Annotated in this window: 13 protein-coding genes; 1 reads left to right on the top strand and 12 read right to left on the bottom strand. The window is 60.7% G+C overall.

The genetic code is table 11. The features are described from left to right. Positions 1–18: 18 nt before the first annotated feature. From FH975_RS10170 to FH975_RS10140, 7 genes are all read right to left on the bottom strand, one after another. Positions 19–1,341, bottom strand: a complete 1,323-nt coding sequence (locus FH975_RS10170; RefSeq protein WP_162321261.1) for a sensor histidine kinase — start codon at positions 1,339–1,341, stop codon at positions 19–21. A 44-nt stretch (positions 1,342–1,385) separates the two neighbouring features. Beyond that, entirely contained in the window at positions 1,386–1,574 is a 189-nt protein-coding gene (locus FH975_RS10165; RefSeq protein ID WP_162321260.1) for a hypothetical protein, read from the bottom strand. 105 nt (positions 1,575–1,679) lie between these two features. Further along, on the bottom strand, positions 1,680–2,564 hold the full coding sequence (locus tag FH975_RS10160; RefSeq protein WP_153078942.1) for an ABC transporter permease: 885 nt from the start codon (positions 2,562–2,564) through the stop codon (positions 1,680–1,682). Next, positions 2,561–3,559, bottom strand: a complete 999-nt coding sequence (locus FH975_RS10155) for an ATP-binding cassette domain-containing protein (protein WP_162321259.1) — start codon at positions 3,557–3,559, stop codon at positions 2,561–2,563. Before FH975_RS10155 ends, FH975_RS10160 begins: the two co-directional genes overlap by 4 nt. Positions 3,560–3,634: 75 nt before the next feature. Beyond that, on the bottom strand, positions 3,635–5,833 hold the full coding sequence (locus FH975_RS10150; protein WP_162321258.1) for a prolyl oligopeptidase family serine peptidase: 2,199 nt from the start codon (positions 5,831–5,833) through the stop codon (positions 3,635–3,637). 10 nt (positions 5,834–5,843) lie between these two features. Then, on the bottom strand, positions 5,844–8,522 hold the full coding sequence (locus FH975_RS10145) for a phosphoenolpyruvate carboxylase (RefSeq protein ID WP_162321257.1): 2,679 nt from the start codon (positions 8,520–8,522) through the stop codon (positions 5,844–5,846). A 163-nt stretch (positions 8,523–8,685) separates the two neighbouring features. Further along, positions 8,686–9,972, bottom strand: a complete 1,287-nt coding sequence (locus FH975_RS10140) for an ABC transporter substrate-binding protein (RefSeq protein WP_162321256.1) — start codon at positions 9,970–9,972, stop codon at positions 8,686–8,688. Between the two features lie 260 nt (positions 9,973–10,232). Here FH975_RS10140 and FH975_RS10135 point away from each other — a divergent pair, with 260 nt between their 5' ends. Next, a complete protein-coding gene (locus FH975_RS10135; RefSeq protein ID WP_162321255.1) occupies positions 10,233–10,730 on the top strand; it encodes an aminoacyl-tRNA deacylase in 498 nt (165 codons plus the stop codon). Positions 10,731–10,758: 28 nt separating this feature from the next. On the opposite strand, the gene dnaG is transcribed toward FH975_RS10135, so the two are convergent. From dnaG to FH975_RS10115, 5 genes are all read right to left on the bottom strand, one after another. Next, positions 10,759–12,726: a DNA primase gene (dnaG, locus tag FH975_RS10130; RefSeq protein WP_162321254.1), complete on the bottom strand. Its 1,968-nt coding sequence runs from the start codon at positions 12,724–12,726 to the stop codon at positions 10,759–10,761. 108 nt (positions 12,727–12,834) lie between these two features. Further along, complete coding sequence (locus FH975_RS16630) at positions 12,835–13,005, bottom strand: hypothetical protein (RefSeq protein ID WP_153079116.1); 171 nt, start codon at positions 13,003–13,005, stop codon at positions 12,835–12,837. A gap of 33 nt (positions 13,006–13,038) precedes the next feature. Further along, entirely contained in the window at positions 13,039–13,710 is a 672-nt protein-coding gene (locus FH975_RS10125; protein WP_162321253.1) for a BON domain-containing protein, read from the bottom strand. Positions 13,711–13,844: 134 nt separating this feature from the next. Then, the gene (locus tag FH975_RS10120) at positions 13,845–14,492 is read right to left on the bottom strand and encodes a response regulator transcription factor (RefSeq protein WP_162321252.1); all 648 of its coding nucleotides are present in this window, start codon (positions 14,490–14,492) and stop codon (positions 13,845–13,847) included. After that, the gene (locus FH975_RS10115) at positions 14,489–16,183 is read right to left on the bottom strand and encodes a sensor histidine kinase (RefSeq protein WP_162321251.1); all 1,695 of its coding nucleotides are present in this window, start codon (positions 16,181–16,183) and stop codon (positions 14,489–14,491) included. Before FH975_RS10115 ends, FH975_RS10120 begins: the two co-directional genes overlap by 4 nt. Between the last annotated feature and the right edge of the window lie 30 nt (positions 16,184–16,213).

Below are 16,213 nucleotides of genomic sequence, written 5' to 3'. Positions count from 1 at the left end.
CCCCACTCCCCTCTAAATTCAATCGACGCGAGTGCCAACGCCGGGATCGTCCCGGTGCAGACGCGTGAGGCTCATTTTGTCACGCTCACCCGAGGGCTTGGCATGCAGCCCCTCCAGAGGCATGACGATCGACGTCATCCACCGACCCTGCTCTTCCCGTATCGTCACGTGCCCTCCAAAGGCGTCACACCGTGCCCGCATCGCTTCAAGTCCGGTCCGTGATGACATGATGGGCTGGGCAGTGGACACCTCGTTACTGGCCCAGAGCGTGGCCTGATTCGCTTCGACTCGGAGCAGGATATCGGCCTGACTGCCAGGCTCGGCGTGCTTGAGAATGTTCGTCCCAAGTTCACGCACCGTCCGACGCAACGCCTGACGCATACTGGCCGGAATGCGTGCAGGCTGTCCCTCAACGGTGAGGCTGACCTGGAAGCCAGAGCGTTTCAGGGCGTCGACCACAGCGTCGACGTCATGGACGAATCCCACAGCGGTGGCTGTCTCTCCGGACATAGCTCCTGTGCCGAGCGGCTCAGCGTCCTCTGACGTGGACGGTGTTTTGTCAGTGTGCGATCCGCGCTGTTCTTTCTCATCCTCTTTCAGCAGAGCGACGAGACTCCGGAGATCTTGCAGGGTCTGGCGGGCCGTGCCTCCGATCCCATGCAGGATCTCCTGCAATTTCTCCGGGTCTTTGACGTAGTCGACGCGACGAGCCTGCATGGCCATCACAGTGACATCGTGGGCGACAATATCGTGCAGTTCATAGGCCAGACGGGTTCGTTCCTCCGCACGTACTAAGGCTTGGTGCTTTTCGAGGTCTCGTATGCGGTGGGCGCTCCGTTCCTGCCGCTGGCGGTAGACGTTCAAGCTCAGTCCCGCCATGGCGCCAAGGAATATGGCAACGCCGAGAACGACAACTGCCTCAGTAGCGTGTTCGCCAGGTAGCGCCAGCGCGGGAACCAGAAGCAGAGTCACGCCGGTGAAGGCGAGGGCCGGCCTCCACGGCAGGAGGAAACAGCAGAATGTCACCACTATTAGGTTGGGAAAGATTAGCCAGGAGACGACTGATGCTGGAGCACCGAGCAGTAGTACACCGAAAAGGGCAAGAAACCATGTGGGCACCGCGAAACCTGCTCCACCGATTGCTAGCGCCACCAGGGGGAGGAAAGGTACAACCATCTCGGTGAGGCCCCGTGCAGAGCTGAGGTCGTATGTGCCTGTGAGGGCATCGCCGCCTACGACAACAACGCATACTCCGACGAGAACCGCTGACAACTTTTTCCCACCGGGGAGGGGGCGGATGTCATGAGCCCATTGACCAATCTTTTTTTCAGGCTCAGACATATGCGTAGTCTACCGACCCGCTGTGCCCCCTTGGGGGGTAGTGCTCAACAGCTGCGAAGCAATCGGCACACCATGCCACTGATAAAACCTGCTTGTGAGACTTCGGAGGCCTCTGTGGCGGCAACTGTGATGACAGCTTCTTGTGTCGCTTCGAAAGCAGCACCTGCGCCAGCGTGCGATCCGCCGAGGATGCTGGAAGCGGTGAAGACCACTGCGACGAACAACCGGATCATGATTCTCTCCAAGCAATACCCGGAAGGTTCCTTATGAACTCTTCCTGCGATACAGCTAAGGATTCCGGAGTTTCTGCCTGGCGCACCTATACCAAAGACCAGATTTCAGGACTTCCGATTGTAGATGTACATAGATATCGGGGCGAAGATGGCGACGAGGACGGCACAGTAGATGAGTACGGCGACGATGTTTCCGGCGTCGAACGTCCCATCCATGAGCTCCCGGATAGCAGAAACGAGAACGCTCACCGGGTTGGCCTCCACCACGCCGCTCAACCAGCTCGGCATGGTCTCCGTGGGCACAAAGATATTGGAGGCAAAGGTCAGCGGGAAGATGATAGTCATGGACACCCCCATGACAGCTTCCTCATTGGGCATCAGCAGCGAGACCATAGTCCACACCCAGGAGAGGCAGAAGCTGAAGATCAGCAGCAAAGCAAAACCTGCCAGCACGCCCAGCAGTCCACCCTCAGGCCTGAACCCGACGATGAACCCCACTGTGAGGATGATCGTGCCAGCCAGGCCGTAGCGGACCTGGTCCCCCAGCAGGGCGCCGACCAGTTGGGCGGGCCTCCAGATCGGAAGTGACCGGAACCGGTCAAAGATTCCCTTGGAGATGTCCTTATTGAGAGTGATACCGGTGTACATGGTGATCATGATCAGCGTCTGGACGAAGATCCCCGGAATGAAGAACTGGACGTACTCACTGACTGCCGGCCCACCGGTCTCGCCCGTGCCTGAGACCACTGCACCCATAGCTCCACCAAAGATGAAGGTGAACATCACCGTCATCATGATGGGGAATATGGTCACGTCGAACAGTTGCATGGGGATGTGCTTGATCTTAAGCAGCGCGCGCCATCCGAAAGTGATTGAACCACTGATTGGACCCGACGGAGCTGGGCGCTGATCAGCTGGCAGCAGGACTCGCTGAATTTTCGCGGCTTCTGCTGAACCCTCTTGATCGGTTCTGGTGGTGGTCTGGCTCATTGGGCAACTTTCTCAGAGTCTGGGGCGGCGGCCGCGTCGTCGTTCTCCGTCTCAGCGGGTTTCCCCGTCAGAGCCAGGAACACCTCATCCAGGCTGGGTTGGCCATAGGAAAATGTCTCTACCGCTACGCCGATTTCCTCGAGGGATCTCATCGCTGCTGAGGCGCCGGCCTCCTCCCCCAATCGAACAGTCAGAGCAGCGGCATCCTTCTCCCGGACCACGGCGCTGCCCAAGCTGCGCTCCAACACCCCGGCCGCTTCTTCGCGTTGGGCCGGATCGGTCAGTCGAAGTTTCAACGCTCCGGCGCCCACCTGCGACTTCAACTGCCCTGGGGTGCCTTCGGCAATGACACGGCCGTGGTCGATGACTGCAATTCGGTCGGCTAGCTGATCCGCTTCTTCCAGATACTGGGTAGTGAGCAGGATGGTGGTGCCACCGGCGACCAGGGTGCGGATGATGTCCCAGACCTGGTTCCTGCTTCGCGGGTCGATTCCAGTGGTCGGTTCATCAAGGAACATCATGTCCGGGGTGACAATGAGTGACCCGGCGATGTCCAAACGGCGTCGCATACCTCCGGAGTACTTCTTGACCTGCCGGTCCGCGGCGTCTGCCAGACCGAATGCGCTGAGCAGGTCCTTGCCGCGGCGGCGCGCGTGGTGTTTGGTGAAACCGAGGAGCCGTCCGATCAGGATGAGGTTCTCTATACCGGTCAGGTCCTCATCAAGGGAGGCGAACTGACCCGTCAGTGCAATCCGTTCCCGCACAGCTTTCGGCTCAGTAAAGATGTCGTGCCCCAGCACCCGGGCTTCTCCTGCATCGGGGCGCAGCAGTGTAGCAAGCATACGAATAGCAGTGGTTTTGCCCGCGCCATTAGGCCCGAGCACCCCGTAAATACCTCCACGGGGAATGGTGAGATCGACGCCGTCAACGGCCACATTGTCGCCGAAGTTCTTCACCAGGCCACGGGCCTCAACGGCATAAGATGAATCAGACACAGGTACCTCTCAACAGAACCGTCGGTGCGTCAAGATCTTACACCTTTGCGGCCCAATCTGCCTGGTGTGTCGGCCTCAGTCCAAACCCAAACGTTGCGCCAGGAAACGGTAGATCAGCGCATTCATGGTGGCCTGTTGTTCAGGGTTCGCAGCTCCCCCGTGCCCACCTTGAGTGTTCTCCCAGTACGTGACATCCGCGGCCACCGACTCCAGGGCGGCGGTCATCTTGCGCGCGTGACCGGGGTGGACTCGGTCGTCTTTGGTGCTGGTGGTCAGCAGGACGGGCGGGTAGCCGGCGTCCTCCTGGAGCAGGTGGTAGGGGCTGAAGGCCTGCATGTACTCCCAGTCCGCCGTGTCAGGATCACCATATTCTGCACGCCAGGAGGCACCCGCCAACAAGTGCGAGTAGCGTTTCATATCCAACAACGGCACCTGGATGACGACCGCACCGAACAGGTCAGGGTACTGGGTGAGCATGTTTCCGGTCAGGAGACCACCATTGGATCCGCCCCGGCAGGCCAGCTGTTGGGTGGTCGTGACGCCGCTGGAGACAAGGTCCCGGGCCACCGCTGCAAAATCCTCAAAAGCCTTGTTGCGGTTCTCCTTCAGCGCGGCTTGATGCCACCGGGGGCCGTACTCGCCACCGCCACGGATGTTCGCCAGAGCGAATACTCCTCCGCGCTCTAGCCAGGCCTTGCCCACCAGTGGAAGATATCCGGGCTTCTGGGAGATTTCGAATCCGCCATAGCCGTAGAGGAGTGTGGGTTGGGGTTCCGGACCTGCGATGGACTCCCGTGGGGCTCCATCTGCAGCGAACTGTACGGTCTCCGCGGGGCCGATCAGGAAGTAGGGAATGCGGGTCCCGTCGGCGCTGCTGGCGAAGCTCTGAACGGCCGCCAATCCCTCTGCGTTGAATCGCTCTGGCGCCTGCTTGATGAGTTCATAGGTCTCCGGCTCCCCTTCCAGCAGCGGGGCCAGAGTGCCGAGGTACCGGGTGGTGGGAGTCAGGAAATCTTGCGCGGTAATCCAAATGTCGTCAGTCTCACGGGAGTCATAGGCGCCCACCGAGAGTGACCCAGTGATATCGCTGAGCACACGTCGGGATTGCCAAGCACCGCTGTCGTCGCGCCAATGGGCTTCGACATGCTCAACGACGTCCTCCATAACAGTGAGGGCAAAGAGGTTCCTAGTGGCGGTAATGCCTTGCAGTGACGTGGCTTCAGTGGGTGTGAACAGGGCAGTCAGTTGCTCGACGCTGGCGTCGTCCTCGCTGCCGTGGAGAAACTCTGCTGCGTCAGCCACGTAGAGGCTCCCGGCGGGGAGCACCACGCCGCGGACAGTTGCCTCAGTGCGTGGGGCGAAGAAGATGAGATCACGATGGAAGCCCACGTTGAGGTCTGTGGGGACGTCGATGAGAGTGAGCGTGAGGGCAGGTTCACTGCCAAGGGACCCGGGAGACTGCTCGTGGTACTCGATGAGGTACGTCTCGGAATCGTAGAAGCCCAGGACACGGGTGGCCAGATGCCGCTCAAATCCCGGGGTGGAGTCATAACCAGCGGATGCGACCATGTCATCTTCTGCCACTGAGATGATGGCCTCGGCATCCTCCAGTGCTGTGCCGCGGACCCATCGGCGAGCTACCCGGGGGTACCCGGAGCTGGTGACTGGGCTGTCCTCCTGGGGACCAGCGTGATCGGTGGAGGAGTAGACCGTATCTGCGTCTATCCAGCTGAGCCCGCCTTTCCCCTGGGGCCGGTAGAAACCACCGTCCTCGGGGGTGATGAAGCAGCGCGTGTTGAGGTCGAACTCTCTGGTGACATCGGCATCAGATCCTCCAGGTGAGAGGTCAATCAGCGCCCGGGAGTAGCCGGGGACGTCATCTGAGGCTTGTTCGGGTCGGAGAACTGCAGCTCCGTGCCACACCCACGTGGTGCCTTCTGCTGCGGAGAGCTCATCCAGGTCGAGCAGGGTCTCCCATTCGGGGGTATCGGTCTTGTAGGAGTCGAGGGTGGTGCGCCTCCAGAGTCCCTGCGGGTGCTCTGCATCCGTCCAGAAGTTGTAGAGCCACTCCCCGCGCGCCGTCACACCGGGTATGCGGTCTGAGGCATCGAGGATCTCCCGTAGCGAGCCCTTCAGGGGGTCGTATTGCTCATCCTGGAGCTGGCCCTCGGCCTTCCGGTTGCGCTGTTCAACCCACGCCAGCGCGTCCTCCCCCTCCACGTCTTCTAGCCACTGGTAGGGGTCACTGTCTGCTGCGATGAGGCGTTGCATCATGAAGTCAACCCTACCCAGTGTTCTGCAGACCGGCTGCAACTCCTTTGAGGGTGATGAGCAGAAGGTTGCGCGGGTCCTGGCTCTGCTCATCGGTCAGATCGCCCGAGCGAAGCCGGCGGAGTGCGCGAAGCTGGATAAGACTCAGGGCGTCCACATAGGGGTTGCGCAGCTGCACGGCACGGCCCAACACCCGGTGGTCGGCAAGTAGCCGGTCCTGGCCGGTGATAGCCAGTACCCACTTTTCGGTCAGGTGAAGTTCTTCCAGCACAGCCTCGGCCAACTCGGCCCTGTCTCCGAGTGCCAAGTAGCGCTGAGCGATGCGCTCGTCAGTCTTGGCCAGGGACATCTCGATATTGTCGATCATTGCAGCGAAGAGCGGCCACTCGGCGTAGGCCTGTTTCAACAGATCGAGGTCTCCTACTGATTCCAGCGCGGTGCCGAGCCCATACCATCCAGTGAGGTTGATCCGGGCTTGTCCCCAGGCGAAGTTCCACGGAATGGCGCGCAGGTCCTCCAACGACTCCACCGACAATCCACGTTTGGCTGGCCGGGAACCGATGGCCAGGTGCCCAATCTCATCTTGTGGGGTGACCTGGGCGAACCAGGGAGCGAACCCATCGGCCTTGACGAGGTTGTGGAAGCGCGCGCGAGAAGCGTCGTCGAGCCGCGTGGCCAAGTCGGCGTACTTCTCAGCAGCCGCAGCATTGCGCTTCTCGGTGGATGGCGCGCTGGCCATGAGGGTGGCCGCAGCCACCTGCTCAATGTGGCGCAGAGCGATCTCGGGGTTGCCGTAGCGGGCATCGATGACCTCACCCTGTTCGGTGACTTTGAACCGAAGATCCACCGAGTGCGGAGGCTGGGCGAGGATGGCGCGGTTGGCGGGACCACCGCCACGGCCCAGCGCCCCGCCACGTCCGTGGAACTGAGTGAGATGGATGTTGTTTTCCACCGCCCAGGCCGCGATCCTCTCCTGTGCCTGATACAACGCCAATGTGGCCGCGACCGGGCCAACATCTTTGGACGAGTCCGAGTATCCGAGCATGACCTCCATGCGCCGGTCCGTTTCCTCCAGACGTTTCTGCAGGTGCGGATTCTGGAGCGCTTCTTCAAGGATCCGGGGGGCATTCTGCAGGTCGTCGTATGTTTCAAACAGCGGGATGACATCCAGCACTGGCGCCTGTTCCGGCCCACCGAGGGCCTTCTCCGCCAGGATGTACACGTCAGCGAGATTCTGCGCGCTCTGAGTGAAGGACACGATGTACCGCCGAGCGGCGTTGATACCGTAGCGCTGCTGAAGCGAGGCAATGGCCCGGAACGTCTCCAGGACTTCCTCACCGGGAACGGCCATCTTCTCCACCGAGTCCGGGGCGTCCAGCCATTTGAGAGTTTGGATATGAACGGCGGAATGTTGACGCACTTCCAGCTCTGCTAAGTGGAAGCCGAAGGTCTCAACCTGCCAAATCAGCTCCTGGAGCTCACCGTAGGCTGCGCGCTCGGCGCCAGCAGCGACCAGTGAGTCCTGTACTGTTTTGAGTTCGGCCACCAGTTCTTCAGGAACCCGGTAGGCGAGATCAGCGTTGCGTTCCCGGGTGGCCTGGACGCGGCCAGCGATCGCCAACAGCACCTGGCGGTGCGGCTCACCGGGTGAGTGTTGGGCTGCCACCTCGGTAAGTTCCTCGGAGAGCTGCTTCTGGTGATTCCACAGTTTCTGCAGGGCATCTTGGGGTGGGGTGTACCGATCGTCCAGTGTGAGGGAGAGCCCTACGGTCCGGGTGCGTGCCTCAAGATTTCCTAGGATGCGGTCAGCGGCTTGCCCTACTGCCTGACGGGTGATGGATGCGGTGACATTGGGGTTGCCGTCACGGTCTCCCGCGATCCAAGATCCCAGCCGAATGAAAGCCGGCGCCTTAGGCGCTGCTCGGCCTGCGTCTGCTCCCTGGAGCCAGTCGTCCATGCGCCGATAGGCCTCAGTAAATACCGTGGAGAAAGACGACTCGAAGACGCCTAGTGCGGTGCGGACCTCGTCCAATGGGGATGGGCTGGAGACTCGAAGCTGGGCGGTGCGCCACATGTTGTCGATCTCTTCGATCAGGTCCCGCGTGTTTCGCGCTTGGGCTGCTGCGCCCATACGCGGGTCGTCCCGCTCGTCGAGAAGGTTGCCGATTCGCCGCACACTGGCGGTGATCGCGTTGCGTCTGGCTTCGGTGGGGTGGGCAGTGAGCACCGGGTGGAAGCGCAGCTCTTTGAGTCGGCGTTCGGCTTCTTCCTGACCGACTTCGTCAGCCAGGTGCGTGAAGGCGGCGGCCACCGAGTCAGAGGGCTTCTGCTCTTCAAGCGGCAGTTCACCGTCACGAGCACGGAGGGTGCGGACCCGGTGCTGCTCTTCAGACAAGTTGGCGAGCAGGAAATAACAGGTGAAGGCGCGGGCAACTTCTTTGGCGCGCTCTGCGCTAAGTCCTTCGACGAACTCTTCAGCCTTGGCCAGTGTCTCTTCTGAGTCCTGCTCAGCTGCGGCGATGGTCAGCGAGCGCAGACTCTCGACGTCTTCTAGCAGTCCCGCAGAACCATATTCACTCAGAACCGTACCCAATAGGCCGCCCAGGAGCCCCACGTCGTGGCGCATAGCTTCGGGAATTTCGTGCTCTGCAGCTCGGCGGGAATGGTCGGCTGCCAGTGTGCGCTCTGTCATGGTGCAGTGTCCTCCTCGATCGTCAAACGTGGTGCACGCTTGGAACCAGGCGGGACCCCATCGTCACGCGAGTTGTGCGGTGGACAACACCGTATCAAGCAATTACAGAACAGACTGGTGCTGGGGCTCCCCTCGGCCCCAGCGATGTGCCCCTATGCGCCCGTCATTGTTGAATGGCGAGTTCCATCTCCGCCATGGCGCTGCTGGCGGCTTCATCTGGCCCCATCCGCTCGAAGTACAGTTCGTCCTCGTAGCGCAGCATCAGGTTTTGGATCTCAGAGAATCCCAGGGCAGGTACGGGCTCTGGTCCGGCGAGTTCATCCTCGATCTCTTCGATGAACTCGGCAGATTTCAGGTCCTGTTCGTCAATGGCCTCCAGGACGGCTTCTCTAGCCTCTTGATTCGAGGGCAGGCCCCGGTCTGTCAACCCAAGCAGGGCAGCATCAAGATCGTTCACGACGTAGTCGATGAAGAGCTGCACCTCTTCGGGATGGTCGGTCGAAGCCGCGCCGGAGAGGAACATGGACGACTTGTACCAGAGACCATTGTCCTCCGCCTGTCCCGTCTTAGAGGGAAAGCGCAATAATTCCATGTCCACACCTGCAGATTCGGAGATGCCTGCCAGGGAACTGGTCCACATCGGCGCCAGAGCTACCCGTCCGGTGTGGATGAGCTGTTGCTCGGGATCTGCAGAGCGGTTCTCCGACATTGTGTCGGCTGCCGGCATACCTCCATCATTAAGCAGGTCTAACCAATAGGTGTAGTACTCGGCGAGGTCCTCCTCCTCGAAGCCTAGTTCCCCTTGCTCTGTAGTGAGATGCTTCCCCTCCTGCCGCAGCCATACCTGAAATCCGCCGGGTTCGTTTGTTTCGTTGGTCGCGTAGGCGCCGTCAAGGTTGGCATTGAGCTCTACGGTGAGCTCGGCAAAGTCATCCCAGGTCCAGGTGGTGTCATCGGGCATCGCTATGCCGGCCTCTTCAAAGAGATCGGGGTTCGCGCCGAGTGCCAGGGAGTTGATCCCGGTTGTGATGCCGAACAGACCATTTTCTGTGCGGCCGTTATCTACGGAGTCTTCGTCAAATTGAGATACGTCAACGTCGGTCAAGTCCAGAAGTACCCCACGGTCGGCGTACTCACGTAGGTACTTATCGTCCATTTGGATGATATCCGGGGTATCGCCGCCGGCTGTTTGCGTGGCCAGTTGATCCCAATGCCCACCAAAGTCGGCATATTCGCTGGAAACCGAGATGTGCGGATACTCCGCCTCGAACGCTTCGATGATGGCATCAGTCTGCTCGACACGAAGACCTCCACCCCAGTAGGAGAAGCGGAGCTCAACCGAATCGTCCTCTGTAGCGCTGACCGGGTCCCCTCCTCCGCACGCTGAGAGTGCGAGCGCCCCGGTGGCGGCCACCGCAATAATGGTGCTGAAGTTACTTGTGATCTTCATACGACTCCCTCGTCGAAACCAACGCCAGTCTCCGGTGAGCGTTCCGTCTTGCGCCCTGTTGGAGTGTCGCGCATCACGTTACGTGAGGCACGACACTCAGTAAATAAATCGCTTCAATTTCTTGATGCTAAAGGGAAATCATGCAATGTCGCACAGAGGAAGACGGCCCTGCCAGCATCGTCGGAGGTCCCGAACGACATGCGAATGGATTTCCCACGCCCCACCCTGGTGTGCGAAGAGGCTGAACTAAGCTGGAGTTCATGACTGAGCCGTCAGGACGTGAGCGGGTGCTTGATGATGCGCGGCACCATGGTGTGGAGATTGAGTTCGTGGACCGTGGTCACGCCACCTCATTGGAGGAGGCCGCTCAGAACCTTGGGATCGAGCCGCGGGAGATCGTCAAGACCTTGGTCGCTAAGACTAAAGTCACCCAAACCGCACGGGAACACAGCTATATTCTGGTGCTCATCCGTGGTGATCAGCAGGTCGACTGGGCCAAGCTCCGCAGGGTCGCGGGGGTGAAGAAAGCGTCAATGGCCGCACCTGACGAGGGGTTCCACGCCACGGGTTACCGTCCAGGCACTATCACCCCATTCGGCTCGTTCGGCGAGGGCAATGTGCGCTGGCCGGTATTCGCCGATGAGTCCATTGCGGACCGGATCTGCATGGGAGCTGGTGAGCCAGGTCTGAATCTCTTTGTTGGAGCAGCTGAGCTGTTTGACGCCTTCGGCGTCGTCACCGCAGACATCGCCAAATGATGCCCGTCATATGCCCGCTCACCGTGCCCTATTCGGCGCTGCGGAGCGTCCGGCGGCGTCGTTCCAGCTCCATCAGATCCGCATTCACCTGACGGTACTCCTGAGGTGATTCGCTCGGATCCATGCGCTGCAGCCGGCCCAGCAGGTTCGCTTTCTCATGCTGGATCTTCAGCTCGACGAGCCGGTTGAGAATCTCCTGACAGTATCGGTCCAGGTGTTCCTCATTCCTCGCCGGCAGCGACGTGACCGCAAGCTCCGAGACGAATCCGCGAAGTGGCTCAGGCACCTCTTGCCGCACCGTCTCCACCCAGGTTCTGGGATCGGAGGCCTCTGCGGCGGCGATTCTGATCCCGTCATGAACGGCCAGATGCGCAGGCGCGGTGAACCGTACGGTGAATATCTCTTCCCACTGCTCTGCAGTCAGCCGCGTGGGATGCTGCAGAATGACCTCAAGTGCCTGCCGCTCCATCATCACCGCTGGGTCCCGCGTATCAGGTCGAGGAAATGCGAAACCGCCGACGCCGCTTGCTCCTTGAGGTTCGGGGCTCCCGCGGTCTGTCTGCCTCGTTTGTGTGTTTCTGCGCTGTGGAGAGGTTCCGGCCGTGTGGTGCTGCTGAGACCGCTGGGACGTCGTCGTGTTCTGCTGTGCGGGCCCGCCGCGACGGCCGCCCCCGCTGCGTGATGCTCCCACGGCGGTCTTGACCTCATCTACGTCAGTGCCTAGCCACCCGGCGAGTTCGCGGGTATAGGCCGCACGGAGGGAATCATCACGGATCTCTGCGACGACCGGGGCAGCCGCACGGAGGGCACCAATGCGCCCCTCAACCGCGCTGAGGTCCCATTCGCGTAGTCGGCGGCGGATGACGAACTCCACGAGAGGCGTTTTTGCCTCCACCAGTGCTTGGACCGCCTCGTCGCCACGGTGTTGGCGGACATCGCATGGGTCCATTCCCTCGGGACCGACGGCGATGAACGTCTGGGCATTGAACTGGTGGGCTTCGTTGAACGCTTTGACCGCGGCCTGCTGCCCCGCCTCGTCACCATCAAAGGTGAACACGACCTCGGCGGGGGTGCCGTCGTCGGAGAGCAGCCTGCGCGCGATCTTGATGTGCCCCTCACCGAAGGCGGTGCCGCAGGTGGCCACGGCGGTGTCCACCCCAGCGATGTGACAGGCCATGACATCGGTATAACCCTCGACGACCACCAGCTGTCGTTTTTTGGCGATGTTCCGTTTGGCGTGCTCAATTCCGTAGAGCACCTGAGACTTCTTGTAGACGGTGGTCTCGGGTGAGTTGAGGTACTTGGGGCCTGGGTCGTCCTCGTAGAGGCGACGGCCGCCGAAGCCCACAGTGTTGCCGGTCATGTCCCGGATCGGCCACATGAGCCGGCCACGGAATCGGTCGTAGATGCCGCGGCGACCCTCGGAGAACATGCCGGTGTGCTGGAGTTCGTCATCCCGGAAACCTTTGGCGCGCAGGTGTCCGAGCAGGTTGTCCCATCCCTTGGGCGCATAGCCCACACCGTAGTGTTCAGCATGCACACGGCTGAAGCCGCGACCGGTGAGGAAGTCCCGACCGATCTGCGCCTCCGGGATGGTGAGGCAGCGTTGATAGAACTCATCGGCAATTTTGTGTGCATCCAACAGGCGCTGTCTCCTGCCGGTCTCGGCCTTGTCCGGCCCCGTTCCGCCGTCCTCGTAACGCAGCTCAATCCCGAACTTCTGTGCCAAACGCTCCACAGTCTCTTGGAATGAGGTGTGTTCCATGGCTTGGAGGAACGCAATGACATCCCCGGACTCCCCACAGCCGAAGCAGTGGTAGCTGCCCACCTGCGGGCGGATGTGGAAGCTGGGCGTGCGTTCGTCGTGGAAGGGGCACAGGCCTTTGAACGAGCCGATCCCGGCCTTCTTCAGAGTGACGTACTGCTCCACAATTTCCCGCAGATCGGCGCGCTCGCGTACCGCGTCAATGTCCTCACGCCGAATCAGTCCTGCCATGACACCAATCTACCGGCCAAGCGACAACTACGCCGCAGCCCTGTGGATAAGCCGAACGCACGAGGACCTTACGACGGTTCACACTCGTTCACCCGTCTAGGACCCGAGCTACTTGAGATCACCTGCTCGCGACGGAGACGAGCGGGGGCCGCTTCCCTCCCCCATGCCAGGATCTCGGGCAAGCAGCAGCAGCGAAATCGTGAGCGTCACCCCGAGAACCATAAAAAGTACCGAGAAGATCGACAGGAAGATCCCCCAGTGAAAAGCCCATTCGAACATACTCGGCCCCTTCCGAACCTCACGCGCAGACGGTCATCGGGACCGAATCCTCAGTCGATTGTCGATGTCGCTCACGTCTGAGCATGCCCAGGTGGCGAGACCGGCTTGCTTCTTCTCACGGAAAGTACTGACCCATCCGGTAAGGGTGGCTTTGGCATCGACGACGGTAACAGTGACATCCCTCGCATCGATGTGCGGGTTGCTCAGCAACGCTGTCATGATGTTCTCTTCGGACGCGTTGCCCGGGGCCCGGGCACTGAGGGAGATCTGATTGTCAATCGACTCAACGCCGCGGATATTTTCCACCACCTGCTGGGCGGCTTCCCGTTGGAAACTCCAGATCACTCCTCCCGTCAGCGTGACGTGGCGATCACGGACGTGCGATGTGACTGTTCTAGGAACGTTGTTCGCCCAGAACAGTGCCTGCTCGACGATTTCGGCGATATCTGTGTCACGGACGCTCTTCGTCCTGAGAGGTTCCACCTTCACGTTGTTTGTCACCACAGTCACTCCCCGGACTCGACGCGCTGCACGGCCGCATGCCAAGTATCTGAGAGTGTTGCCAACGACACCGTAGAGGGTGACGACTGCATTGCTGACTTCGACGTGAATGGCTTCTGATTCAAGTTCCGGTGTCCAGTTCAGCTCGGCCTCGACAGCAACTTGGATCACCTGATCTAACCGGCTGGTGGTGCTTGTGCTCATGTAAAAATCCCCTTGGTCACGGCTCGCTGCCTCACGAGTTGACTCCATTCTGGGGCGCAGAAGACGATGCGCGGTAGGGTCCTTGGTCCTACCTTTGTGCCTGTATCAACACAGGTCAGAGACTCACGGCGACTCTAGTTTTGAGAGTAGTTGGCTTTTGTTGTGGCACCATAAGCGGCGACTTGTGTGCGGCGCTTCATTCCGAGTTTCGCCAGCAGCCCGGAGACGTAGTTCTTCACCGTTTTCTCCGCAATATTGAGCCGCGCGCCGATTTGTCTATTGGTGAGGCCCTCGGTGATGAGTTCAAGGACCTGCGATTCACGCACCGTGAGGTTGAGCTCCGGGGACTGGGTGTCTTGGTGTTGTGAGGTGATCGATGAATGCACCCGGACGGCCAGGTCCTTCGTCACCAAGCTCTCACCCTTGGCCACCTGGAGGATCCTGTCAATCAAGTGTCTTCCGCCGATATTCTTCAGCACATACCCTGAAGCTCCAGCCATTACGGCTGCGGTACTGGCGACATCATCGTCATAGGCGGTGAGAATCAGGCAGCCGGTGTCCGGGTGGGCAGACAGGATCCTGCGGCACAAGTCGATTCCGCTGCCATCAGGCAGCCGCACATCAAGAACGACGATATCTGGGGCTTTCGCCGCGACTCTGTCCAGGGTCCCCCGCATGGTCGCTGACTCCCCCACGACCTCCATTCCCGGTTGGGCATTAATGAGCTGGGCAACCCCGCGCCGGACTATCTCGTGGTCGTCGACGAGGAAGACCCGGATCATTGCGGTGTCCTTGGAGTGATGAGGGCATGCCAACGAGCGCACGTACCGCCGGATTCACTGGATTCCAGGCTGAAGCTACCACCGCGGGCGACCGCACGTTCGTGCAAGTTATCAATACCGCTCGTGCGTATTGTCTGCCATGGCACCCCCACTCCATCGTCCCTGACCAAGACCGTGACATCCTCTGCGGTGGCAACCACCTCAACTTCCACCAGCTCAGCATGTGCATGCCGCAGAACATTGGTGAGAGCTTCTCTGAGGACTGCAACTGTGTCGTCGAGGAGTTGGTCGGTGATCATAAGGTCTATGGGACCGCTCAGCGTGACTTTGGGGGCCGTGGAGAACTGCGGTCCGAACTCCGTGACGAGATCAAGGATCCGGTGACGAGCAGCATGTGAGGTCCCGCGAGTCTGAAGAGTGAAGATCGCTGTTCGAATGTCGACTATTGCGGCATCGATTGCGGAGATATGCTCTTCCAAAATATCTGCCTGCGCAGGGTGAGCACTTGCAAGTGCCTGCAAACCCAGGCCTGTGCCGAATAGCCGCTGGATGACATGGTCGTGCAGGTCGCGAGCAGTCCGAGCGCGATCCTCTGTGACCTCGAGCCGTTGGCGATCTACACGTGCCTGCGCAAGAGCCACGGCGATACCCGCCTGGTCAACGAACTCCTCCACCATGGCCAGATCACCGGACCCGAGTGGCGGCCTATCCGCCCTCCGGACGACGCAGAGAGCACCGACGCGGACCCCGGACACGACAAGCGGAACCGCGACAATTGAGCCACCCGGGACGTCCTTCCCCAGCGGAGGCGGCCCCCTTCCGTTATGCTGAGAAATCCCGCGTTCACCGCTGAGTGCGTGTGCGAGCACCGAATCCGCGAGCGGGAGCGAACGGTCCTGGAGGCGCGCTGCCCCTTCACCTCGGGCCGCAGCGATGCGCAGGGTGCCTCCGCTCGCGCCGGGAAGGACGACGCAGGCGAGCTCCGCCTCGGCCAGGGTTGCGGCGTTGTCAGCGAGGACACCATAGACGTCGCTCTGCGCGGACTCCAACAGGCCAGCTGTGACCATGCTCAAAGCAGCGCTGATGCGCTGAGCCCGGCGGGCCTCGTCGTAGAGCCGGGCGTTGGTGATAGCGGTGGCGGCTGTGGCGGCCAATGCAGTGACGAGATCTTCGTCGTCCTCTGTAAAAACACCGCTGACCCGGTCGGTCAGATAGAGATTTCCGTAGGTCCGCCCGCCAATTGTGATAGGGACCCCGAGAAAGGTCCGCATGGGCGGATGATGGGCAGGGAATCCGACAGATCGAGAGTCAGCGGTGAGATCGTCCAGCCGCATGGGGCAGGAGCTCTCGATGACTGCTCCGAGCACCCCGTGGCCTTCCGGGAGTTGGCCGATTTGATCCACCAGTTCTTGGGGCATCCCTACGTGAATGAACTGCTCCAACCGTCCCTCCGAGTCAATGACACCCAGCGCACCGTATTGGGCATTCACCAAAGTGACCGCCGACTCCGCGATTCTTTGGAGCACGTCCTCGAGATCCAGTTCCCCGGTGACGAGTTGACTCGCTCGGAGCAGTCCACGCAGGCCGCGCGGATCCGCAAGAAACCGTTGATGGCGGCCGACGCCTTCCTCTGACGCGCCATGAGGATCCAATTTCGATTGGTCAGACAACCGAAAAGGGGAATCCATCATGTGCTCCTCACCTCATCTGGGTGTTTAGCA

The organism is Nesterenkonia haasae (genome assembly GCF_010119385.1).
Classification (GTDB): domain Bacteria; phylum Actinomycetota; class Actinomycetes; order Actinomycetales; family Micrococcaceae; genus Nesterenkonia; species Nesterenkonia haasae.
This window is presented reverse-complemented; position numbering and strand designations above follow the sequence as displayed.